Raw genomic sequence first — 23,531 nt, forward strand, 5'->3', positions numbered from 1 at the left:
AAATCCTCTTACTCACAAATTAAAGGTATTCCAATGAGCAATCTGAGCCCTGAGTTTATTCTGCCGCAAAATTTCTGTGCCAACCCACAGGACGCCTGGACTATCCCTGCCCGGTTCTATACCGACCATCAGGCCTTCGAGCACGAGCAGGAGAAAGTGTTCGCTAAGAGCTGGATTTGCGTCGCCCACAGTAGCGAACTGGCGAAACCCAATGACTATGTAACCCGGGAAGTGATTGGCGAGAACATCGTGCTGGTACGTGGTCGCGATAACGTGCTGCGCGCGTTCTACAACGTTTGCCCGCATCGTGGTCATCAGCTGTTGAGCGGCGAAGGGAAAGCGAAAAATGTGATTACCTGCCCTTACCACGCCTGGGCATTCAAGCTTGACGGTAACCTGGCGCATGCACGTAACTGCGAAAACGTTGCCAACTTCGACAGTGAGAAAGCACATCTCACCCCGGTACGGCTGGAAGAATATGCCGGATTCGTGTTTATCAACATGGATCCGAACGCGGGCAGCGTGGAAGAGCAACTCCCAGGTCTTGCAGACAAAGTTATCGAAGCCTGCCCTGATGTGCATGACCTGAAGCTGGCGGCGCGCTTTACGACCCGAACTCCAGCCAACTGGAAGAATATTGTCGATAACTATCTGGAGTGCTACCACTGCGGCCCGGCTCACCCTGGTTTTTCCGACTCGGTTCAGGTTGATCGTTACTGGCATACTATGCACGGCAACTGGACGCTACAATACGGTTTCGCCAAACCGTCAGAGCAGTCATTTAAGTTCGAAGAAGGTGTTGATGCCGCCTTCCACGGTTTCTGGCTGTGGCCGTGCACCATGCTCAACGTTACGCCAATCAAAGGCATGATGACCGTTATCTACGAATTTCCAGTGGATGCAGAAACCACGCTGCAAAACTATGACATCTACTTCACCAACGAAGATCTGACCGAAGAGCAGAAACAATTGATCGAATGGTATCGCAACGTCTTCCGCCCTGAAGATTTACGTCTGGTTGAAAGTGTCCAAAAAGGGTTGAAATCGCGCGGGTATCGCGGTCAGGGCCGCATTATGGCCGACACCAGCGGCAGCGGTATCTCCGAACATGGCATTGCCCATTTCCATAATCTGGTCGCTCAGGTGTTTCAGGAATAACCAGAGGCTGTAACGACAGGTTCCGGCGCATCGTTAAGCCGCGCCGGACAGATTTTTTAGGGAGTGCCGCAATGTCTGATTATCAAATGCAAGAAGTCCGGGTCAGCCGGATTGAGACGATTACCGCGCAGGTAAAACGCTTTACTTTAACGGCGACATCAGGCGAGCCGTTGCCCGCGTTTCAGGGTGGCAGCCATATTATCGTGCAGATGCGCGATGGCGAGAATCTGTACAGCAATGCATACTCGCTGATGAGTTCACCCTTTGATACGAGCGCCTGGCAAATCGCCGTACGACTGGAGGAAGCATCCAAAGGCGGCTCACGATATCTGCATCAAAACGTGAAACCCGGCGACACGCTCACGATCTCCACACCAAACAATCTGTTCGCCCTCGCTCCTCAGGCACAACAACATCTGTTGATTGCTGGAGGTATCGGCATCACACCGTTTTTATCGCATATCCCGGAGCTGGAACATTCTAAGGCGCAATGGCAACTGCATTATTGCTCTCCCAGTCAGGACAACTGCGCGTTTTATGACGAACTCCTGCAGCACCCCAGCGTCGATCGTATTCATCTGCATCTGTCAAGAGCAGGGACCCGCCTTGATTTATCTCGCCTGCTGGCCGATGTCGAACCCGGCACACATATTTACACCTGCGGGCCAGCAGTGCTCAACGATGCCGTCAGAGAAGCGGCTTCCCTCCATAGACTGGACAGCAATACGCTACATTTCGAACAATTTGCGCTGGAAGATAAAAGCGGTGATGCCTTTACCCTGATTCTGGCGCGTTCCGGACGCGAGTTTGTGGTCCCGGAAGAGATGACCATTTTGCAGGTTATCGAAAATAACAAAGCCGCGCGCGTTGAGTGCCTGTGCCGGGAAGGTGTTTGCGGCACCTGTGAAACGACGATTCTTGAAGGGGAAGCGGATCACCGCGATCAGTATTTCAGCGACGACGAAAAAGCCAGCCAGCAAAGCATGCTTATTTGCTGCTCACGCGCCAAAGGTAAGCGCCTGGTGCTTGATTTGTAGCGTTGCGCAGGCCGGGTTAGCAATGGCGCAACCCGGCGAGCCTGGTGACTTACTGCGGATATTCCTGCAGCAGCGCGTTGAGACGATCGGACATCAGTTCGCCACGCCAACCGGAAACCAACTCCGGCAGGGTCTGCTGCGGCTTTAATTTCCAGTGCCAGTTGAGTAGCTGGTTGATTTGACGGCGTGAAGCCAGCAGTTCGACGCTAAGATTATGCTCAGTACTCACCTCGGCAACCAGCGCCTTAATAGCTTTAAACGCTTTGCGGTATCCAGGCATATCCATCAAATTCAGCAGCGGCTGTGGCAGTGATTCTTCCGGTAAAGCCTGCGCTTTTTCTACCAGAGAAATCAGCGTTTTGCCGTGGAAGCGAATTTCACTACCGGAAAGGCCGAGGCTGTCCAGCTCACCCAGACTCCCTGGCATATAACGAGCGACCGCCCACAGGTGTTCTTCACGCACCACAAAGTTCACCGCCAGATCGCGCTCACGCGCTTTACGCAGTCGCCAGTCGGCAAGCAGTTGCAGGCAGGCCAACTGACGAGTACGCAACTGCCAGGCGTTAGTGATATCGCGCCATGCGTCTTCAGGCGCCAGAACCTCCTGGCGACGCTGCTGCATTAAGCGACATTCGTCCAGTGCGGCTGGCAGCCAGCCGCTGGCTTCAGTTTCAACCATCAGTTTTGTGGTGATCGGTAATAGATACCAGACATCAGCCGCCGCGTACTCACACTGACGCTCGGTCAGCGGTCTGGCCAGCCAGTCGGTGCGGGATTCGCTTTTGTCCAGCGCCACCCCCGTAAACTCTTCCACCATCGCGGCAAACCCCCACGACAGCGGACGACCACAAAAAGCAGCCAGAATTTGTGTATCAATCAACGGCTGCGGCAGTTCGCCAAAAGCGTTGAGAAACACTTCCAGATCTTCGCTACCTGCATGCAGGAATTTGGTGATGGCAGTATCACGCAGAATATCGCGCAGCGGCGACCAGTCGGTGATCCCCTGCGGATCAATCAGAGCAACGTGTTTGCCATCAAACAGCTGGATCAGCCCCAACTGCGGATAATAGGTACGCGTGCGAACAAATTCTGTATCCAGGGCTATCGCCGGAAATTCACGGACGGCTTCGCACAGCGTGGCCAACGCGTCGTCCGTGGTGATCATTTGATAATTCAAATCGTGCTCTCTTAGGTTTGCGCCAAAAAAAACGCCGGGTTTCCCGGCGTTTTCTACTGGCTGACTTAACGCTCAGCCTTTATTGTCCACTTTGGCACGCGCTTCGTCACGTAATTCTCGTCGCAAAATTTTACCAACGTTAGATTTCGGCAACTCATCGCGAAACTCCACCAGCTTTGGTACTTTATAGCCCGTCAGGTGACGACGACAGAAAGTGACCAGCGCGTCATCGGTTAACGAGGCATCTTTCTTCACCACGAAAATTTTCACCGCTTCACCGCTGCTGCCGGACGGAACCCCAACAGCAGCCACTTCCTGCACGCCAGGGTGTTGCATAACCACGTCTTCAATTTCATTAGGGTAGACGTTAAAGCCGGACACCAGGATCATATCTTTCTTACGATCGACAATACGCAGGAAGCCTTCATCATCCATCACCGCAATATCGCCGGTGTGCAGCCAGCCGTCTTTGATGATTTCGTCAGTGGCGTCTGGTCGCTGCCAGTAGCCCAGCATCACCTGTGGACCTTTCACACACAGCTCACCCGGTTCTCCCGGCGGCACTTCGTTGTCGTCGTCGTCCACCAGCTTGACCTCAGTGGAGGGAACCGGTAAACCGATACTTCCGCTGTGGTAGTCAATATCGTGAGGGTTGACACTCACCAGCGGGGCGCACTCCGTCAGACCATAGCCTTCCAGCAGATACTGCCCCGTCAGCTTCACCCAACGTTCAGCTACCGCCTGTTGAACCGGCATTCCGCCACCTGCTGAAAGGTGCAGTGACGAGAAGTCCAGTTGCTGAAACTCTTTGTTATTTAGCAGCGCGTTAAACAGCGTATTGACGCCGGTCATCGCGGTAAACGGATACTTCGCCAGCTCTTTGACCAGTCCTGGGATATCACGCGGGTTAGTAATCAGCAGGTTTTGACCACCCAACTCAATAAACAGCAGGCAGTTCATCGTCAGCGCAAAAATGTGATACAGCGGTAGAGCCGTTACCACCAGTTCTTTGCCCGGATGCAACAATGGGCCGTAGGTGGCGTTAACCTGCTCCAGGTTAGCCAGCATGTTGCGGTGCGTGAGCATCGCGCCTTTCGCCACGCCGGTTGTCCCGCCGGTATATTGCAGAAACGCCAAATCTTCCGACACCACTTCGGGCTTCACATACTGCATGCGATAGCCGTTTTGCAGCGCACTGCGAAATGAGATGGCATCCGGCAGGTGATACTTCGGCACCAGGCGCTTGATGTACTTCACGACAAAGTTAACCAGCGTTCCTTTGGCGGTAGACAGCTGATCGCCCATACGCGTCAGGATCACGTGTTGCACCGACGTTTTGTCGACCACCTTTTCCAGCGTATGAGCAAAGTTAGATACGATGACAATCGCCGACGCGCCGCTGTCGTTGAGCTGATGTTCCAGCTCGCGAGGCGTATACAACGGGTTCACGTTCACGACGATCATGCCGGCACGTAAAATCCCAAACAGTGCGACCGGATATTGCAGCAGATTCGGCATCATCAGCGCGACGCGATCGCCCTTTTTCAGCCCGAGCCCCTGTTGCAAATATGCGGCAAACGCACGGCTACGCTCTTCAAGCTTGCGGAAGGTCATCACCTCCCCCATGTTTACAAACGCGGGCTGATCGGCATAGCGTCTTACTGAGTGTTCAAAGAGTTCCACCAGGGATTGATAACGGTCAGGATTGATCTCCGCAGGAACACCAGCGGGATAACGGTTAAGCCAAACCTTTTTCAATACATCACCTCTAAAATGCGTATTCGTCGTCATCACAACCCCAGGCAATAAACAAACTGTTAACATAATATTAACTCAGCGTACCAGTTTGTTTATTACACAACGACAAGGTTGCGAAGCACGTCACTATTTATTTTTCTTATATCCACGTTAATGCAGAAACAGCGGACGAGCCGCTGTTTCTTTTACCATTAAAACAAAGAGTTACTCTGTTACTATGGTCTGAACCTGTGCCGGGCCGGGATTGTACCAGCCCCATCCGCCGTAGCCACCGTAAGGCCAGCCACGCGCACCGTAGAACCAGGGGTCGATAGGCTGAGGCGGCATGACAATCTGCTGAGTAATATGCCAGCGTTTATAACCAGTTACCTGCATCAGCATGAATTTATACGGCGTATTACCGATTTTTCCGTCCACCGTATCGCTTATCGGGCCGACGACGGTGACCAGTTGCCCGCGAAAGTCCACCGGGTCAAGGAAGCCATTTACATCAGCATATATCCGCCCACGAGAGGCTTCACCCAGCACGGGGCGTGCACCGCTATCGAGCGGAACGGTGGCAATTTCCAGACGGGATTTTCCCTGCTGGTTCTGAATATCCACCACTTTGCCGCCGAAACGCGCTTCCTGTCCGACATACAGCTGCGGCGCATTCATCACCCGCACCAGATCCTGCTGCGGCATCGGGCTCGAACCTTTAATCGCATCCGGGATGGTGACGCAGCCGCTAAGCATTAACGCTAAGGCCCCCGCCAACACACCTTTCAATAACTGCTTTTGCACCGCCATATTGTGACTCCCTTTTCTTAGCTTCTGCCCCGGCCTGTTCACAATGCTGTGCACTGACGACTGTACGTCTTAGCCGGGGTTCTACTACTAAGATTCATTCTTTACCGGGAAGTTTCTTCCACGCCACGGTGTTACGTAAATAAACCGGTTCAGCGTGTTCGACCGCTACGGTCTCACCCGCAGCCAGCATTTGCGTGGCGACGGGCAGCATGTCTTCAGCCGCTGGAAGCAGCACGTCACCATCGCTGAGCGTCAGCCCGCTGTCTTTACCAAGCTCTGGCCATGCCGGCCAGCCCGTCCCGACCGTCACCCACTCGCCAGACAGCTGCAATAAACGCTCATGTACCTGCTCGGGGGTTAACACCGCTTCGGTTTCTTCACCGTGCCAGTTACCGTTGTCATCACGCTGGTATTCGGCCCAGTAGACTTCGCCCATTCGCGCGTCAATCGCCGCCAGCACGCGAGTCGCGCCCGACTTACGCCAGGCGCCCTGCGCCATGGTCGCCAGGGTGGAGACGCCGATCATCGGTAAGTTTGCGCCTAACGCCAGCCCCTGAGCAATGCCAATACCGATACGCACGCCGGTGAAACTGCCGGGACCGCGACCAAACGCCAGGGCGTCGATATCGGTTAACGTGAGATCGCCAGCGGCCAGGATTTCCTGAACCATCGGTAAAATTCGTTGGGTGTGTTCTCGTGGGCAAAGCTCAAAGTGAGCCTTGATAGTACCGTCATTCCACAGGGCAACAGAGCACGCCTCTGTGGCGGTATCGATAGCCAGAATTCGCATGGGTGTTTGTGATCAGATCAATAAATTTGGCGCGCATCTTACCACACTCCGTAACAAATTACTCAGTCGTTGGTATGGCAAGAAAGCGAACCGCGCGAGCGATGTCACGCGTCCGCGGCGCAGGAGGAAGACTCGCCAGGAAGGTGGCGCCGTATGGCCGCATAACCAGACGATTGTCGCAAATCACCAGCACGCCGCGATCGTCAGCATCACGTATCAGACGCCCTACACCCTGCTTCAGGGTGATTACCGCATCCGGCAACTGGACGTCTTCGAACGGATCGCCGCCGCGCAGTCGACAATCCTCCATTCGGGCTTTTAACAGCGGGTCGTCCGGCGAGGTAAACGGCAGTTTATCGATTATCACCAGCGACAGCGTATCGCCGCGCACGTCCACGCCTTCCCAGAAGCTGCTGGTGGCAACCAGTAGCGCATTACCTGCGCTGACAAACTGCTGTAGCAGTTGTCCTTTGCTGGTTTCGCCCTGCAGCAGTACGGGAAGCGTCATAGTAGCGCGGAATTGTTCCGCCAGATCGCGCATCATCGCGTGCGAAGTGCACAGCATAAAACAGCGACCGTTGTTCGCTTCGATAATAGGTCGCAGCATGGATGCCAGCTGACGCGCAGCCCCCGGCTGGTTGGTTTGCGGGAGATTACGCGGCACGCACAGCAGCGCCTGGCGCGTGTAATCAAATGGGCTCGGCAGCAGCATCGACTCGGCATCTTCAATACCCAGTCGTGCAGTGAAATGATGCAGGTCATCGTTTACCGACAGCGTCGCGGAAGTAAAAATCCAGCAGCCCGGCTTTTGTTCCATCACTTCTTTGAATTTATCCGCCACCGTAAGCGGCGTCAGCGCGAGGGTGAAATGGCGGGAGGTGCATTCATACCAGTAGCTGAAGCCTGGCTGGTTGATCTCTTTCAGGCGCTTCAGACGCGCACGATAAAGCGTGGCGCGCTCAAACGCGGCATCCAGCAATGCCGAACGTCCGAGAGACAGCTTCGCCACGTCATAACACAGCTCCAGCGTGTCATCGAGCAGCAAAAACGCGCGCTGTACGCGCTGGTCGGCCAGCAGTTCCCGCAGGTTTCCGCGATAGCCCGGCTCACCAAGCTGCAAGCGGAAGTCCTGAGCGCTTTGTGCAAGGCGATCGGCGCACTTTTGCAGCTGCTGAGTGTCTTTCAGCTCGGTGCGATAGGCAATGGTGATGTCTTTCGCCAGGTCTAACAGCTGGCGACTGGAGAGCGATTGACCAAAGTACTGGCTGGCGATATCCGGTAACTGATGCGCTTCATCGAAGATCATCACATCAGCTTCCGGGATCAGTTCGCCAAACCCGCTCTCTTTTACCACCATATCGGCGAGAAACAGATGATGGTTAACCACGACGACATCCGCATCCATCGCTTTTTTACGCGCTTTAACGACAAAACACTCTTTATACAGCGGGCAGTCGCTGCCCAGACAGTTGTCATTAGTGCTGGTCACCAGCGGCCAGGCCTGAGAGTCTTCCGCCACGCTGACGCAGGTGCTGATGTCCCCATCAAGGGTTTGATTTGACCAGGAGCGCAGCAGAATGACGTCGCTTAACGTTTGTACCGGCAAGTCGCCACCCGCCAGCGCCTGCTGTTCGAGACGCTCAAGGCACAGATAGTTTGAACGCCCTTTCAGCAGCGCCAGTTTACCGGTGAACTTCAGTGCTTTCGCGACGGTCGGGAGGTCGCGGCTGTATAGCTGATCCTGCAACGCCTTCGAGCCCGTGGAGACAATGACCTTCTTTCCGGCACGCAGCGCTGGGGCAAGATAAGCGTAGGTTTTACCCGTTCCGGTTCCGGCTTCTACCACCAGCGGTTGTGATTTTTCGATGGCATGACTGACGGCGATGGCCATCTGCCGCTGTGGTTCTCGCGGTTTAAAACCCGGTATCGCTTTAGCCAACTGACCGTCTGCTGCAAAATCGTCCGTCACACTGCCCCCTGTTCATTTGAACAGGGATTATGTCAGGCCAGCGGGTCTTTCGCCAGTTGAAGAGGTGACGTGGGCACAACATTATGGCAGTCTTGGCGCAACCCAAAGCTATTATGAAAAAACGTAAACGAGGAATGATTTATGACGATTGTGCGCATTGATGCCGAAGCGCGTTGGTCCGACGTGGTAATCCACAACAACACGCTGTATTACACCGGCGTGCCGGAAAATCTGGATGCAGACGCCTTTGAGCAGACGGCAAATACGCTGGCGCAAATTGATGCGGTGCTGGAAAAACAAGGCAGTAACAAGTCACGTATTCTTGATGCCACCCTGTTTTTGGCAGACAAAAACGATTTTGCCGCCATGAACAAAGCCTGGGACGCGTGGGTCGTTGCTGGCCACGCGCCGGTACGTTGTACCGTTCAGGCCGGATTGATGAACCCGAAATACAAAGTTGAGATTAAGATAATCGCTGCAGTTTAAGCGGCGTTATTCGTCTTCATCTTCAAAACGCGCCACGATCCGCTCGCCGGTATGACTGGCGCGTAACTCTTCAGCAACCAGAGCAATGGCTTGTCCGCTGCTCATCCCCTGCGACATCAGCTCCTGAATACGCTCTACCGCTTTTTGCTGCTGCTCATGACTGAGTGAAGGTAAACCTGCAAACATTGTTAACTCCTGCTAAATTGTCTGCGCTAATTATTTCATGCTACCGGGCAGTTAGCCAGTAGAGTAGCAACGAGTCAGGACTGATGAAGACGTTATCTCCCGCAGTAATCACATTACCCTGGCGTCAGGACGCCGCTGAACGCTATTTTTCGACATTAAGCCATCTGCCCTGGGCGATGCTGCTGCATTCAGGTCAAGCCGACCATCCGCATAACCGCTTTGATATTCTGGTGGCGGATCCCGTCACCACGTTGGTTACACGTGCTGAAGAGACCGTAGTGCAGGACGGGCACGCAATCACGCGCTCGCTTGATGATCCAATGACGGTATTACATTCCGCGCTAGCTGCACACAAGATTCACCCCGAGTATCACCCGGATCTGCCGTTTCAGGGCGGCGCGTTAGGTCTGTTTGGCTACGACCTTGGCCGACGCTTTGAATCTCTGCCCACTATTGCTGAGCGCGATATTACGCTACCGGATATGGCCGTTGGCATTTACGACTGGGCGCTGATTGTTGACCACAAGTTGCAGACCGTATCGCTGCTCAGCCATACCGATGTCGAGGCTCGCCTGAAATGGCTCGACGCGCAACAACCGCCAACGCGTGAGCCGTTTACATTGACCTCGGCGTGGCAGTCCAATATGAGCCGCGCCCGGTATGGCGAAAAATTCCGCCAGGTACAGGGCTATCTGCACAGCGGCGATTGTTACCAGGTCAACCTCGCGCAGCGTTTTCAAGCGCATTACGAGGGGGATGAGTGGCAGGCATTTGTCAAACTCAATCACGCTAACCGCGCCCCGTTCAGCGCGTTTATTCGTCTTGAGGAAGGCGTTATCCTCAGCCTTTCGCCAGAACGTTTTATTCTGCTGGAGAACCAGCATATCCAGACCCGTCCTATTAAAGGTACGTTGCCCAGGCTTGAAGATGCCGATGCCGATCGTGAGCAGGCCCGGCGGCTGGCGAATTCGCCGAAGGATCGTGCGGAGAACCTGATGATCGTCGATTTGATGCGTAATGATATTGGCCGCGTTGCCGTACCGGGTTCGGTACAGGTTCCGGAGCTGTTTGTGGTCGAACCGTTCCCTGCTGTTCATCATTTGGTCAGCACCATTATCGCGCGTCTGCCAGAGTCATTACACGCCACCGACCTGCTGCGCGCCGCCTTCCCTGGCGGCTCTATTACCGGTGCGCCGAAAGTGCGGGCGATGGAAATTATTGACGAACTGGAGCCACAAAGACGTAATGCCTGGTGCGGCAGCATCGGTTATCTGAGTTTCTGCGGCAATATGGATACCAGCATCACCATTCGCACGCTGACAGCCACAAACGGACAAATTTATTGTTCCGCAGGTGGCGGCATAGTGGCGGACAGTCAGGAAGACGCTGAATATCAGGAAACGTTTGATAAAGTGAATCGTATTTTGCACCAACTGGAGAACTGAGACGTGGAATACAGCAGCCTGACGCTTGATGATTTTTTATCGCGCTTCCAACTCCTGCGCCCGCAGGTCAACCATGCCGCGTTAAACCAGCGCCAGGCCGCCGTACTGATCCCCGTCGTGCGTCGTCCACAGCCTGGGTTGCTGTTAACCCAGCGATCCGTTCATCTGCGCAAGCACGCCGGACAGGTCGCCTTTCCCGGCGGCGCGGTGGATAGCAGCGACGCCTCGTTGATTGCCGCCGCCCTTCGCGAAGCGCAGGAAGAAGTGGCGATCCCCCCTTCTTGCGTTGAGGTGATTGGCGTTCTGCCACCGGTCGACAGCGTGACCGGCTTCCAGGTCACACCGGTGGTAGGGATTATCCCGCCAAATTTGCCGTATCGCGCAAGTGAAGACGAAGTTTCCGCCGTGTTCGAAATGCCGCTGGCGCAGGCCCTGCATTTAGGTCGTTATCACCCGTTGGATATCTACCGCCGCGGCGATTCACATCGTGTATGGCTTTCCTGGTATGAGCAATATTTCGTCTGGGGAATGACCGCCGGAATAATTCGTGAGCTGGCGCTGCAAATTGGCGTCAAGCCCTGACTATACTTATCTTTACGCACTCCATAGACAACTTGAAACTCAGGTCACAACATTAGTAAAACCGCGGTTATCTATTAGTTTAATTCATGTGAATAGTTAAGCCGATCGCCGCGTTCCCTCTTACACTATGCGCAGTTATAACATCGTTACTGGAAAGCCCAGTCGCCCTGTAGGAGTATTATCGTGATTAGTCTATTCGACATGTTTAAGGTGGGGATTGGTCCCTCATCTTCCCATACCGTAGGGCCTATGAAGGCGGGTAAACAGTTCGTCGATGACCTGGTCGAAAAAGGATTACTGGACAGCGTTACTCGTGTCGCCGTCGACGTGTATGGTTCACTGTCGCTCACGGGTAAAGGTCACCACACCGATATCGCCATTATTATGGGTCTGGCGGGCAATGAGCCTGCTACCGTGGATATAGATAGCATCCCCGGATTTATCCGCGACGTAGAAACGCGTGGACGCCTGCTGCTTGCACAGGGTCAGCACGAAGTGGATTTCCCGCAGAATGACGGGATGCGTTTTCACAACGGCAACCTGCCGCTGCATGAAAACGGAATGCAGATCCATGCGTACAATGGCGAAACCGTCATTTATAGCAAAACCTACTACTCAATCGGCGGTGGATTCATCGTTGATGAAGAACATTTTGGTCAGGATGCCGCGGGCGAGGTCAGCGTGCCTTATCCGTTCAAATCCGCGACTGAAATGCTGGAGTACTGCAATAGCACCGGCCTGTCTCTCTCTGGCATGGCGATGCAGAACGAACTTGCTCTGCACAGCAAAAAAGAGATTGAAGAGTACTTTGGCCACGTCTGGCAAACCATGCAGGCCTGTATCGATCGTGGCATGAACACCGAAGGTGTGTTGCCGGGTCCGCTGCGCGTTCCTCGTCGTGCTTCAGCTCTGCGTCGTATGCTGGTTTCCAGCGATAAGCTGTCCAACGATCCGATGAACGTGATCGACTGGGTGAACATGTTCGCGCTGGCCGTTAACGAAGAAAACGCCGCGGGCGGTCGCGTGGTGACAGCGCCAACCAACGGTGCCTGCGGTATCGTGCCTGCGGTATTGGCCTATTACGATCATTTCATCGAGTCCGTCAGCCCCGATATCTATACCCGCTATTTCCTGGCGGCCGGTGCAATTGGCGCGTTGTACAAAATGAACGCCTCAATCTCTGGTGCAGAAGTAGGTTGTCAGGGTGAAGTGGGCGTAGCCTGCTCCATGGCTGCCGCTGGTCTGGCTGAACTGTTGGGCGCGAGCCCTGAGCAGGTGTGTGTTGCTGCCGAAATCGGCATGGAACATAACCTCGGCTTAACCTGCGATCCGGTTGCCGGTCAGGTACAGGTTCCGTGCATTGAGCGTAACGCCATTGCTTCAGTGAAGGCGATCAACGCTGCGCGTATGGCAATGCGCCGTACCAGCGCGCCGCGCGTCTCGCTGGATAAAGTCATTGAGACCATGTACGAAACAGGTAAAGACATGAACGCCAAATACCGCGAAACGTCACGCGGTGGCCTGGCAATCAAAGTTCAATGTGACTAATACTTAATTTTCGCCCATCTGCGACGGATGGGCGAATTTGCCCCCTCTCCCTCGTCTACTGTAATTTTCCCCACTACACTTGCTCTGTTGCTGTTGGCTTCTGTGACCAACGGCTTATCGGGCGGCCCGCATGCAAACAGCACAACGGATCATTAAAAATTATCGCCGGAATCGCTTAATCGTTTGCACAGTATGTGCACTACTGACGCTCATCCTCACATTAACTGTTCGATTTATTTCGGAGCGTAATTTAAATCACCGAAATATCGTCACCTTTGCCAACCATGCTGTAGAAGAACTGGATGACGTACTTTTACCCTTGCAGACCGGACGTGATGTATTGCTGCCGTTAATTGGCCTCCCCTGCTCAGTGGCACGTTTACCGTTAAGCAAACATGCCGCAAGACTGCAAACGGTGCGTTCTATTAATCTGATTCAAAGCGGGATCCTCTATTGCTCCAGCATTTTTGGGTATCGCAATGTCCCCATTCGTCAACTACAGCCCGAATTACCCAGCAGGGAACCGCAACTGCTGCTGTCTACTGACCATTCGCTGATAAAAGGCAGCCCGATTCTGACGCAATGGTATCCATCCTCTGCCGATGGTGAAGATGGCGTGCTGGAAATCGTCAATATTGATTTATTGTCGTCTATGTTGCTTGAACCCCAGCCGCCGCAGATCACCGATGCCAGCTTAACCGTTGGTAATCGGCATCTACTGTATGATCAAGGTGTGGTCGATACTCTGCCTAAGCTAAATGATGAAAAACGCTACCAGCTGTCATCTCAACATTTCCCGTTTACCATTAGCGTCACCGGCCCCGGTCCCAGTGAACTGGCGATTAAACATCTGCCAACACAGCTGCCGCTGGCGGTGATCCTAAGTTTATTAGTGGGTTACCTGGCATGGCTGGCGACCGCCAGCAGAATGAGTTTTTCCTGGGAGATTAATCTGGCCCTTGCTGCTCGGGAATTCGAGCTATTTTGCCAGCCGCTGCTTAATGCGCAAACCCAGCAATGCATGGGCGTGGAGATTCTTCTACGCTGGAATAACCCACGCCAGGGTTGGATCTCTCCGGAAGTGTTTATTCCCATCGCTGAGGAGCACAACCTGATTGTGCCGCTAACCCGTCATGTCATCGCAGAAACCATTCAGCAAAGACACGTTTTCCCGATGAGCAGTCAGTTTCATATTGGGATTAATGTCGCCGCCAGCCATTTTCGTAACGGCACGCTGCTAAAAGATCTTAATCAGTACTGGTTCAGCCAGCACCCAATCCAGCAGTTGGTTATCGAACTGACCGAACGAGATGCGTTACTGGATGTGGATTATCGGGTCGTACGCGAATTAAATCGTCTTGGCGTAAAACTGGCAATTGATGATTTCGGTACCGGTAACAGCTCGCTCTCCTGGCTGGAAAAACTCCGCCCGGATGTGCTGAAGATCGATAAATCATTTACTTCGGCAATAGGAACAGACGCCGTGAACTCAACCGTCACAGACATCATTATCGCTTTGGGGAAAAAATTGAATATAGAACTGGTGGCGGAAGGCGTTGAGACCCAGGCGCAGGCTCAGCATTTGCGCCGACACGGCGTACATTTGTTGCAAGGTTTTTTGTACGCAAAGCCAATGCCGCTGCGTGATTTCCCAAAATGGCTGGCGGGCAGCACGCCGCCGCCCACCCGACATAACGGGCGACACAGTATGCCCGTCATGCCGTTTCGCTAAACCCGATTACTCGTCTTCGTCGTGAGCGGGTTGTTCTTTAACAATGCGAACTAAATCCACACGATAGTCATTCGCTTCGACAATCGTAATGCTCAGCGGTGCAACTTCGATAACATCACCGACACGTGGAATATGGCCGTTAGCCGCAATGACTAAACCTGCTACCGTGGCGATGTCTTCGTCTTCATTCACTAACGTATCCACGTCCAGCGCCTGTTGCAACGCATGCAGATCGGTACCGCCTTTGACCAACCAACCACCTGCATCAGCAATAATTTCAGGTGTTTCATCGGCATCCGGGAATTCACCGGCAATGGCTTCTAATACGTCCAGCGGCGTGACCAGACCCTGTACTACGCCAAACTCGTTAGTGACGATAACGAAGCTACCGCGGGCACGACGCAGTACGCCTAACAGATTGATCGGATCCAGCGTCTCCGGAACAACAATAGCCGGAGAAGCAGAGGCAATCGCCGCCACATCCACACCGTCTTCCAGCGCCACCAGCAGCTCTTTAGCACGCACGATACCGATGATTTCATCCAGTTCGCCACGACACACCGGGAACAGGCTGTGAGGTGAAGAGAGCAACTGCTCGCGAATTTCTGCCACGCTCAGGTCGGCATCAACCCAGCTGATTTCACCACGAGGCGTCATAATCCCGCGTAACGAACGCGACGCCAGGGAGAGGACGCCGTTGATCATATAGCGTTCTTCTTCCACAAACGCGCCTTCCGGGACAGGAACAGGCACCGGGTTATCGGATTCCATCTGCACGCTGGCCTGACGTTTACCGCCCATCAGACGCAGGATTGCATCGGCAGTACGTGCACGCAGCGGCAGCGTCGACTGGTGGCGAATAAAGTTACGACGGGCAATCTGGTTAAACAACTCGATGATGATCGAGAAACCAATCGCCGCATACAGATAACCTTTCGGAATATGGAAGCCAAACCCTTCGGCAACCAGGCTCAGACCAATCATCAACAGGAAGCTCAGACATAGCACCACCACCGTCGGGTGTTGGTTCACAAATCGTGTCAGCGGCTTAGAGGCCAGCAGCATCACGGCCATGGCAATCACTACTGCCGCCATCATCACTGGCAGATGGTTGACCATGCCGACCGCCGTAATCACGGCATCCAGCGAGAACACCGCATCGAGGATGACAATCTGCGTTACGACAACCCAAAAGCTCGCATACCCTTTCGTCTGGCCGGTATCATGTTCACGGTTTTCCAGCCGCTCATGCAGCTCTGTCGTAGCCTTGAACAAGAGGAAAATACCCCCCAGCAGCATAATCAGATCGCGCCCCGAGAACGCATAGTCCATTACCGTGAACAGCGGCTTTGTCAGCGTCACCATCCACGAAATCACGGACAACAAGCCCAGACGCATAATCAGTGCCAGTGACAAACCGATTAAACGCGCTTTATCACGCTGTTTCGGCGGCAGCTTATCAGCCAGGATCGCAATGAAGACCAGGTTATCAATACCCAGAACAATTTCGAGAACGACAAGCGTGAGCAAACCCACCCAAATCTGCGGGTCCATTAATAATTCCATGACAAGCTCCTGCTTAAGGAATGACCAAACTGCGCGCTGAGGATCTCAGGCGTTAAAGCGATATGCAGAGAAAATTTGTGGCAAAAAGTGCCAATCTGACAGGCTTGATACGGCCTGAAGGTGAAATGACGTCGGTGACGATCCATATGGTGGGCTACTGCCCTATACTCCTGAGTAATTAAACAGATGCTAAACATAACAGAGAGAAGCTGTTTTTAGCAAAGATTTACCTTCCTTTGCAATAAGTTGTTTCGGAGATATTTTACCCTTCGAAATTTCTTTTAATCGGAAGTTAAATTACGGATCTTCATCACATAAAATATTTTTTTCGATATCTAAAATAATTCACGAAAATCATAGGTTTTTCTTTGTAACCCTTATCTGAATCGATTCGATTGCGGACGACGATTCAAATACATCTTCACGTTGATGTGTTAACGATAATAAAGGAGGTAGCAAGTGACCATTGCTATTGTAATAGGCACACATGGTTGGGCTGCAGAGCAGTTACTTAAGACGGCAGAGATGCTGTTAGGCGAGCAGGAAAACGTCGGCTGGATCGATTTCGTTCCAGGCGAAAATGCTGAAACGCTGATCGAAAAGTACAACGCTCAGTTGGCAAAACTCGATACCAGTAAAGGCGTGCTGTTTCTCGTTGACACATGGGGAGGCAGCCCGTTTAACGCTGCGAGCCGCATTGTCGTCGATAAAGAGCATTACGAAGTAATCGCCGGTGTGAACATTCCCATGCTGGTTGAGACCTTCATGGCGCGTGATGACAACCCAAGCTTTGATGAATTAGTGGCACTGGCCGTTGAAACCGGCAGCGAAGGCGTGAAAGCGCTGAAAGCAAAACCGGTGGAAAAAGCCGCTCCTGCCCCCGTCGCGGCACCTAAAGCAGCAACACCCGCGAAACCGATGGGGCCGAACGATTATATGCAGATCGGCCTGGCGCGTATTGATGACCGCTTAATCCATGGTCAGGTGGCAACTCGCTGGACCAAAGAAACCAACGTAACGCGCATTATCGTCGTCAGTGATGAAGTTGCCGCCGATACCGTGCGTAAAACGCTGCTGACTCAGGTAGCACCTCCGGGTGTGACGGCGCATGTGGTTGATGTCGCGAAAATGATCCGCGTCTACAACAACCCGAAATATGCAGGTGAGCGTGTGATGCTGTTGTTCACCAACCCAACCGACGTAGAACGTATCGTTGAAGGTGGTGTGAAGATTACCTCCGTGAACATTGGCGGTATGGCTTTCCGTCAGGGTAAAACGCAGGTAAACAACGCAATTTCTGTCGATGACAAAGACATCGAAGCCTTCAAGAAACTCAACGAACGCGGTATTGAGCTTGAGGCCCGTAAGGTTTCTACCGATCAGAAACTGAAAATGATGGATTTGATTGCCAAGGTGAAATAATTCCCTGGCATTTACTTAGTTTTCACACTTAAGTCTGTATAGCAATAGGAGAAGTACAATGGAGATTACCACTCTTCAGATTGTGCTGGTGTTCATCGTCGCATGTATCGCGGGTATGGAGTCGGTACTCGATGAATTTCAGTTCCACCGTCCGTTGGTGGCCTGTACGCTGATTGGTGCCGTTCTCGGGGATATGAAAACCGGTATCATCATCGGTGGTACCCTGGAAATGATCGCCCTGGGTTGGATGAACATCGGTGCTGCGGTTGCACCAGATGCTGCACTGGCCTCAATTATCTCTACCGTTCTGGTTATCGCGGGTCACCAAAGCATTGGTGCCGGTATCGCGCTGGCTATCCCACTGGCAGCAGCAGGCCAGGTACTGACCATTATCGTTCGTACAATCACCGTAGCATTCCAGCACGCAGCGGATAAGGCAGCCGAAAACGGTAACCTGACTGCGCTCTCCTGGCTGCACGTATCCTCGCTGTTCCTGCAGGCTATGCGTATCGCTATCCCGGCGGTAATCGTTGCGATTTCTGTTGGTACCAGTGAAGTTCAGAGCATGCTTAACGCCATTCCGGAAGTCGTAACCGGCGGTCTGAACATCGCAGGCGGTATGATCGTAGTGGTTGGTTATGCGATGGTCATCAACATGATGCGCGCAGGCTATCTGATGCCATTCTTCTACCTCGGCTTCGTCACCGCGGCATTTACTAACTTCAACCTGGTTGCTCTGGGTGTGATTGGCGCAGTCATGGCCATCCTCTACATTCAGCTGAGCCCGAAATATAACCGCGTAGCCGGTGCACCTGCTGCGGCGGCTGGCAATAACGATCTCGATAACGAACTGGACTAGCAGGTGAGCGAAATGGTTGATATGACTAAAACTACCACCGAGAAAAAACTCACTCCGAGTGACATTCGTGGCGTGTTCATTCGTTCTAACCTGTTTCAGGGTTCATGGAACTTCGAACGTATGCAGGCGCTGGGTTTCTGTTTCTCCATGGTACCGGCTATCCGCCGCTTGTACCCGGAAAACAACGATGCACGTAAGCAAGCGATTAAGCGTCACCTGGAATTCTTTAACACCCATCCGTACGTAGCGGCTCCAGTACTGGGCGTTACGCTGGCAATGGAAGAACAGCGTGCAAACGGCGCAGAGATTGACGATGGTGCCATCAACGGTATCAAAGTTGGTCTGATGGGTCCGCTGGCAGGCGTCGGTGACCCGATCTTCTGGGGTACCGTACGTCCGGTCTTCGCCGCACTCGGCGCAGGTATCGCGATGAGCGGCAGCCTGCTGGGGCCACTGCTGTTCTTCATCCTGTTTAACCTGGTTCGTCTGGCAACCCGTTATTACGGTGTGGCATATGGCTACCGTAAAGGTGTCGATATCGTTAAAGATATGGGCGGCGGCTTCCTGCAGAAGCTGACCGAGGGGGCGTCAATCCTCGGCCTGTTTGTCATGGGGGCATTGGTTAACAAGTGGACGCACGTAAACATCCCGCTGGTGGTTTCCACTATCACCGGTCAGGATGGTCAGACTCGTGTTACCACCGTGCAGACTATCCTTGACCAGCTGATGCCGGGTCTGGTTCCTCTGCTGCTGACATTCGCCTGTATGTGGCTGCTGCGTAAGAAAGTGAACCCGCTGTGGATCATCGTTGGCTTCTTCGTCATCGGTATCGCGGGCTACGCTGTCGGACTGCTCGGCCTGTAAGACTGTTGTACATCACCGGGGGCTTGCCCCCGGTTTTTCTATTTAGAGGGTTGAGGATTCATGACTATCACGGACCTGGTGCTGGTTCTATTTATCTTTTCGCTGCTGGCGTATGCCATTTACGATCAGTTCATCATGCCCCGCCGTAATGGCCCTACTCTGCTTACTGTCGCCCTGCTTCCCCGCAGCAGAGTCGACAGCGTTATCTTCCTTGGCTTGGTAGCTATTCTTATCTACAACAACATCACCAGCCACGGCGCGCAATTTACCACATGGTTATTATGTGCACTGGTATTGATGGGGTTGTATCTGTTCTGGATCCGTACGCCAAAAATCATCTTCAAGCAGAAAGGTTTTTTCTTCGCCAACGTCTGGATTGAATATAACCGCATTAAAGAGATGAATTTATCTGAAGACGGTGTATTAGTGATGCAATTAGAACATCGAAGATTGTTGATCCGCGTACGAAATATAGACGATCTTGAGAAGATATATAAACTTTTAATTTCAAATCAATAGGTTACAAACATAGCCTGAACTATGTTTTTTATATATCAGTATAAAAACAAACATAGCCAAGGCTATATTTAACTGTCCACAATGTTATTTATTTTAACGTTTTATTTATAAATAAATCTAAATGAAAATCGCTTTCAATTAGAAGTCAAATATTATTTCTGCGTTTCTTGTTTTATATTCTCAGAATATGTTAAGGTTGCGCCCGTCGTTGGGGAGTAGCCGATTTCCAGACTCCGGAAATGTACGTGTCAACATACTCGTTGAAAAACGTGGCGCGTACGGACTGAATTTACAGGTTCAGTCAGGCGAGACCATAGGCACATCAACTGCAATGCATATCTGAATGGCGCTGTATTTACAGTGATTCCGGCCTGTATGCATGGTTACTGGGGGCAGTGATGTGTTTTATGGATACCCCGGTCAGGACGCTGTTATGAATCTCACCGCTACCGTTCTTCTCGCTTTCGGCATGTCGATGGATGCTTTCGCTGCATCAATTGGCAAAGGCGCCACACTGCATAAACCCAAATTTTCTGAAGCATTGCGCACAGGTCTGATATTCGGCGCAGTTGAAACACTTACGCCGCTGATTGGCTGGGGCATGGGTATGTTGGCCAGCAAATTCGTGCTGGAGTGGAATCATTGGATCGCCTTCATTCTGCTGATCTTTTTAGGCGGGCGAATGATAATCGAAGGTTTTCGCGATAACGGTGATGAGGATGAAGAACCGCAGCGCCGTCATGGTTTCTGGCTGCTGGTTACCACCGCCATTGCCACCAGTCTCGACGCAATGGCCGTCGGGGTGGGTCTGGCTTTCCTGCAGGTCAATATTATTGCCACTGCGCTGGCCATCGGCTGCGCCACATTGATTATGTCCACGCTCGGCATGATGATTGGTCGTTTCATTGGCCCGATGCTGGGCAAACGAGCAGAAATTTTGGGTGGGGTGGTGCTGATTGGTATCGGTGCCCAGATCCTCTGGGCACACTTCCACGGTTAATTCAGACGCTGCCAGACATGAATACTAAAGTCGGTCTGGCAGTCAAACGTCGTTTTCTCCGCTAACGTTTCCCACACCTCCGGCTTTGCCCGCCAGGCGAACGGCGTCATTTGCAGTAACGCAACGGCCTCGCTGCCCTGAAGCTGCATCTGATACCCCAGCGCAATACTCTGTTGCAGAACAAAACCGTCCAGTTGCTCTGTGTGCGGCGCATGCAAACGCACCTCATCATAAATAAGCCCTTTCAGTTCCATTAAATGACGCGGTCCCGGCGTGGCGGTGATAACCCATCCCCCCGGTTTAACCACGCGTGCCAGCTCTTGCGCTTTACAGGGCGCGTATATCCTGATGATGGCATCCATTGACTCATCTGCGAACGGCAGACGATGGCTGGAGGCAACGCAAAAGGTCACCTGCGGATAGCGTCTGGCTGCAGCTTTAATTGCCACTTTGGAGACGTCAAGACCAAAGGTTGTACAACCCGTCAGCGCGTCGGCAAACGCATGGGTGTAATACCCTTCCCCACAGCCAATATCCAGGATTGCTGCATCTTCTGAAGTCGACTTCTCTTTCAGCACATTCACAATCGCATCACGCAACGGTTGATAGTGCCCGGCATCAAGAAATGCCCGTCGCGCCTGCATCATCTCAGCGCTGTCACCCGGATCGCGCGATCGTTTATGCTGAACCGGCAGTAAGTTGACATACCCTTCTTTCGCCACGTCAAACTGGTGCCGCCCGGGGCAGACAAAACTGTTATTCGCTTGAGTAAGAGGCTGGTGGCAAAGAGGACAGGAAAACGACATGACAACTCCGGCAGGTGACTTAAGGGCGCAAGTGTAACGCGAATTGCGCCCTGGGAAAATAACTTACAACGACGGCGAGGATACGTTGCTGCCGTGCATCACCAGCAGATGATCGGAGTCAGCAGGCATGCCATCCGGTTTAACGTTCTCCAGACGCAGGACATCACCCATTATCTGGCTGAAGACAGGCGCAGAGACAGCCCCACCATAATAAGCACCGTTTTGCGGATTATTGATGACGACCACCAGTGCAAATTTCGGGTCGCTCGCTGGCGCAACGCCTGCCGTGTAGGCCACGTATTTATCGACATACTTACCGTCATCACCAATTTTCTTTGCCGTTCCTGTTTTAACCGCCACGCGATAATCCCTGACCGCGGCTTTAGTTCCCCCACCACCAGGTAACGCAACGCTTTCCATCATATGTTCAACCTGGTGAACCAGCGCCTCCGGCATCACTCGGGTACCGATTACCGGCGGGTCAATACGGGTAATCGAAAGGGGCCGATAGATACCAAAACTACCAATGGTTGCATATACGTGCGCCAACTGCAGCGGCGTTACCATTAACCCATAACCAAATGCAAAGGTCGCGCGATCCAAATCGCTCCAGTAGCGGCGCTGAGGCATCAAACCGCTGCTTTCACCGGTTAATCCCAGTCCGGTTGGATCGCCAAAACCAAAGCTTTTATAGGTATCCAGCAATTTTTGGACAGGCATAGCCAATGAAAGGTGCGACACGCCGGTATCGCTCGATTTCTGTAAAATCCCGGTCAGCGACAGTTCCGGGTAAAATCCGACGTCGCGAATGCGATGTCCATCAAGGAAAAAAGGATGGGTATCAATCACGCTGTCGGGTTGTACTATCCCCTGCTGGAGTGCAGTCATGATCACCAGCGGTTTAACGGTTGAACCGGGTTCAAACGTATCGCTAATTGCACGGTTACGAAAATCATCCAGTACCGCGCCATCACGATTATTGGGGTTGAAGTCAGGAAAGCTCGCCATGGACAGTATTTCACCGGTAGCAATGTTGACCAGCACTGCGGCTCCTGATTCTGCTTTATTCCACGTAACGGCATTGTCCAACGCATCTTCGGTGACCGTCTGCAGACGCTCGTCGATGCTGAGCTGTAATTCGTGTGCAGGTACAGGCGTAACTTCGGTGATATTTTCGATGACATGGCCAAATTTGTCTTTACGTACCAGACGGGAGCCAGGTTTACCCATCAGCTGGTTATTAAAGCTCTTTTCCAGCCCTTCAATGCCTTGTCCATCAATGTTGGTAAAACCAATGAGATTCGCCGCTACGTGGCCTGCGGGATAGAACCGGCGGGATTCCTCGCGCAGGTTGATGCCCGGGAGATTAAGATCATCTACCCACTCAGCCTGCTGAGGGGAAATTTGTCGTGCCAGATAAATAAAACGTCCGCCAGGATTACTGTTAACGCGTTCCGCCAGCGTACTCAGTGACAAATGCAGAGTCCTTGCCAGAGCCTGCCAGCGTTCGTTGTAACCCACGCCTCCCTTGCTGATGATGGTCTTAGGATCGGCCCATACGGCGTTAACCGGAACACTTACCGCCAGCGGTCGCCCTTCTCTGTCGGTAATCATCCCGCGCGGCGAGGCAATAGTTACCTCACGTAACGAACGCATGTCTTCCTGTTTCACCAGACTCGTCGGCGTGACAATTTGCAGCCACGCAACCCGACCCAGCAGCAATCCCAGACTCAATAATATTGCCACACAAAGCAGGGCAAAACGTACGGGAGTAAAATTGCGCGCGTCGCCGTCGTTTTTCTTTTTCACCTGGTCTCCAGCAAGATAGTTTTTCAGGT

The 23,531-nt window shown here is 52.8% G+C and carries 22 protein-coding genes; 12 read left to right on the plus strand and 10 right to left on the minus strand.

Annotation, left to right across the window (positions count from 1 at the left end):
- Positions 1–33: 33 nt before the first annotated feature.
- On the plus strand, positions 34–1,158 hold the full coding sequence (yeaW, locus tag OGY10_RS13505; RefSeq protein ID WP_048216199.1) for a carnitine monooxygenase, oxygenase subunit YeaW: 1,125 nt from the start codon (positions 34–36) through the stop codon (positions 1,156–1,158).
- 71 nt (positions 1,159–1,229) lie between these two features.
- Positions 1,230–2,195 (plus strand): PDR/VanB family oxidoreductase, encoded by a 966-nt coding sequence (locus tag OGY10_RS13510; RefSeq protein ID WP_191227100.1) that lies wholly within the window; start codon positions 1,230–1,232, stop codon positions 2,193–2,195.
- Between the two features lie 49 nt (positions 2,196–2,244).
- Here the strand turns inward: OGY10_RS13510 and rnd are convergent, their stop codons facing one another.
- The 5 genes from rnd to yoaA all read right to left on the minus strand — a co-directional run bounded on the left by rnd (position 2,245) and on the right by yoaA (position 8,678).
- Complete coding sequence (gene rnd, locus OGY10_RS13515) at positions 2,245–3,360, minus strand: ribonuclease D (RefSeq protein ID WP_057066803.1); 1,116 nt, start codon at positions 3,358–3,360, stop codon at positions 2,245–2,247.
- 84 nt (positions 3,361–3,444) lie between these two features.
- A complete protein-coding gene (gene fadD, locus OGY10_RS13520) occupies positions 3,445–5,130 on the minus strand; it encodes a long-chain-fatty-acid--CoA ligase FadD (RefSeq protein ID WP_125362605.1) in 1,686 nt (561 codons plus the stop codon).
- 204 nt (positions 5,131–5,334) lie between these two features.
- The gene (locus OGY10_RS13525; protein ID WP_191227099.1) at positions 5,335–5,919 is read right to left on the minus strand and encodes a Slp family lipoprotein; all 585 of its coding nucleotides are present in this window, start codon (positions 5,917–5,919) and stop codon (positions 5,335–5,337) included.
- 94 nt (positions 5,920–6,013) lie between these two features.
- Complete coding sequence (gene tsaB, locus OGY10_RS13530; RefSeq protein ID WP_048235220.1) at positions 6,014–6,709, minus strand: tRNA (adenosine(37)-N6)-threonylcarbamoyltransferase complex dimerization subunit type 1 TsaB; 696 nt, start codon at positions 6,707–6,709, stop codon at positions 6,014–6,016.
- A gap of 58 nt (positions 6,710–6,767) precedes the next feature.
- Complete coding sequence (gene yoaA, locus OGY10_RS13535; RefSeq protein ID WP_003020980.1) at positions 6,768–8,678, minus strand: DNA repair helicase YoaA; 1,911 nt, start codon at positions 8,676–8,678, stop codon at positions 6,768–6,770.
- 141 nt (positions 8,679–8,819) lie between these two features.
- On the opposite strand from yoaA, the gene OGY10_RS13540 reads away from it, so the two are divergent.
- Positions 8,820–9,164, plus strand: coding sequence for a RidA family protein (locus OGY10_RS13540; RefSeq protein ID WP_003020984.1), 345 nt, complete (start codon positions 8,820–8,822; stop codon positions 9,162–9,164).
- Between the two features lie 6 nt (positions 9,165–9,170).
- Here OGY10_RS13540 and OGY10_RS13545 read toward each other — a convergent pair whose 3' ends face one another.
- Positions 9,171–9,350 carry a YoaH family protein gene (locus OGY10_RS13545; protein WP_003020986.1) on the minus strand — a complete coding sequence of 60 codons (180 nt, stop codon included), beginning with the start codon at positions 9,348–9,350 and terminating at the stop codon, positions 9,171–9,173.
- A gap of 83 nt (positions 9,351–9,433) precedes the next feature.
- Here OGY10_RS13545 and pabB point away from each other — a divergent pair, with 83 nt between their 5' ends.
- From pabB to pdeD, 4 genes are all read left to right on the plus strand, one after another.
- Positions 9,434–10,795 carry an aminodeoxychorismate synthase component 1 gene (pabB, locus tag OGY10_RS13550; protein ID WP_048235219.1) on the plus strand — a complete coding sequence of 454 codons (1,362 nt, stop codon included), beginning with the start codon at positions 9,434–9,436 and terminating at the stop codon, positions 10,793–10,795.
- A 3-nt stretch (positions 10,796–10,798) separates the two neighbouring features.
- Complete coding sequence (locus OGY10_RS13555; protein ID WP_003020991.1) at positions 10,799–11,377, plus strand: CoA pyrophosphatase; 579 nt, start codon at positions 10,799–10,801, stop codon at positions 11,375–11,377.
- Positions 11,378–11,560: 183 nt separating this feature from the next.
- On the plus strand, positions 11,561–12,925 hold the full coding sequence (gene sdaA / locus OGY10_RS13560) for an L-serine ammonia-lyase (RefSeq protein WP_003833765.1): 1,365 nt from the start codon (positions 11,561–11,563) through the stop codon (positions 12,923–12,925).
- Positions 12,926–13,055: 130 nt separating this feature from the next.
- On the plus strand, positions 13,056–14,657 hold the full coding sequence (gene pdeD / locus OGY10_RS13565) for a cyclic di-3',5'-guanosine monophosphate phosphodiesterase PdeD (protein WP_008785025.1): 1,602 nt from the start codon (positions 13,056–13,058) through the stop codon (positions 14,655–14,657).
- A gap of 6 nt (positions 14,658–14,663) precedes the next feature.
- On the opposite strand, the gene yoaE is transcribed toward pdeD, so the two are convergent.
- Both yoaE and OGY10_RS23815 read right to left on the minus strand, forming a co-directional pair.
- Positions 14,664–16,223: a CNNM family cation transport protein YoaE gene (gene yoaE / locus OGY10_RS13570; protein WP_008785026.1), complete on the minus strand. Its 1,560-nt coding sequence runs from the start codon at positions 16,221–16,223 to the stop codon at positions 14,664–14,666.
- Complete coding sequence (locus OGY10_RS23815; RefSeq protein ID WP_008785027.1) at positions 16,211–16,420, minus strand: protein YoaL; 210 nt, start codon at positions 16,418–16,420, stop codon at positions 16,211–16,213. Before OGY10_RS23815 ends, yoaE begins: the two co-directional genes overlap by 13 nt.
- Before the next feature lie 262 nt (positions 16,421–16,682).
- Between OGY10_RS23815 and manX the strand changes: the two genes are divergently transcribed.
- The 5 genes from manX to mntP all read left to right on the plus strand — a co-directional run bounded on the left by manX (position 16,683) and on the right by mntP (position 20,887).
- Entirely contained in the window at positions 16,683–17,645 is a 963-nt protein-coding gene (gene manX / locus OGY10_RS13575; protein ID WP_003833768.1) for a PTS mannose transporter subunit IIAB, read from the plus strand.
- Between the two features lie 58 nt (positions 17,646–17,703).
- Complete coding sequence (locus OGY10_RS13580; RefSeq protein WP_003021004.1) at positions 17,704–18,504, plus strand: PTS mannose/fructose/sorbose transporter subunit IIC; 801 nt, start codon at positions 17,704–17,706, stop codon at positions 18,502–18,504.
- Positions 18,505–18,516: 12 nt separating this feature from the next.
- On the plus strand, positions 18,517–19,368 hold the full coding sequence (locus tag OGY10_RS13585) for a PTS mannose transporter subunit IID (protein WP_003833769.1): 852 nt from the start codon (positions 18,517–18,519) through the stop codon (positions 19,366–19,368).
- A 60-nt stretch (positions 19,369–19,428) separates the two neighbouring features.
- On the plus strand, positions 19,429–19,887 hold the full coding sequence (locus OGY10_RS13590; protein WP_048216190.1) for a DUF986 family protein: 459 nt from the start codon (positions 19,429–19,431) through the stop codon (positions 19,885–19,887).
- A 433-nt stretch (positions 19,888–20,320) separates the two neighbouring features.
- Positions 20,321–20,887 carry a manganese efflux pump MntP gene (gene mntP, locus OGY10_RS13595; RefSeq protein WP_020996621.1) on the plus strand — a complete coding sequence of 189 codons (567 nt, stop codon included), beginning with the start codon at positions 20,321–20,323 and terminating at the stop codon, positions 20,885–20,887.
- On the opposite strand, the gene rlmA is transcribed toward mntP, so the two are convergent.
- On the minus strand, positions 20,884–21,693 hold the full coding sequence (gene rlmA / locus OGY10_RS13600; RefSeq protein ID WP_048235218.1) for a 23S rRNA (guanine(745)-N(1))-methyltransferase: 810 nt from the start codon (positions 21,691–21,693) through the stop codon (positions 20,884–20,886). The two genes, mntP and rlmA, sit on opposite strands and share 4 nt — an antisense overlap.
- Positions 21,694–21,756: 63 nt before the next feature.
- The gene (gene ftsI2, locus OGY10_RS13605) at positions 21,757–23,502 is read right to left on the minus strand and encodes a peptidoglycan DD-transpeptidase FtsI2/PBP3(PARA) (RefSeq protein WP_191227098.1); all 1,746 of its coding nucleotides are present in this window, start codon (positions 23,500–23,502) and stop codon (positions 21,757–21,759) included.
- Positions 23,503–23,531: the final 29 nt, after the last annotated feature.

Origin of the sequence: Citrobacter sp. Cpo148, from assembly GCF_030332375.1 — a bacterium.
GTDB lineage: Bacteria > Pseudomonadota > Gammaproteobacteria > Enterobacterales > Enterobacteriaceae > Citrobacter > Citrobacter portucalensis.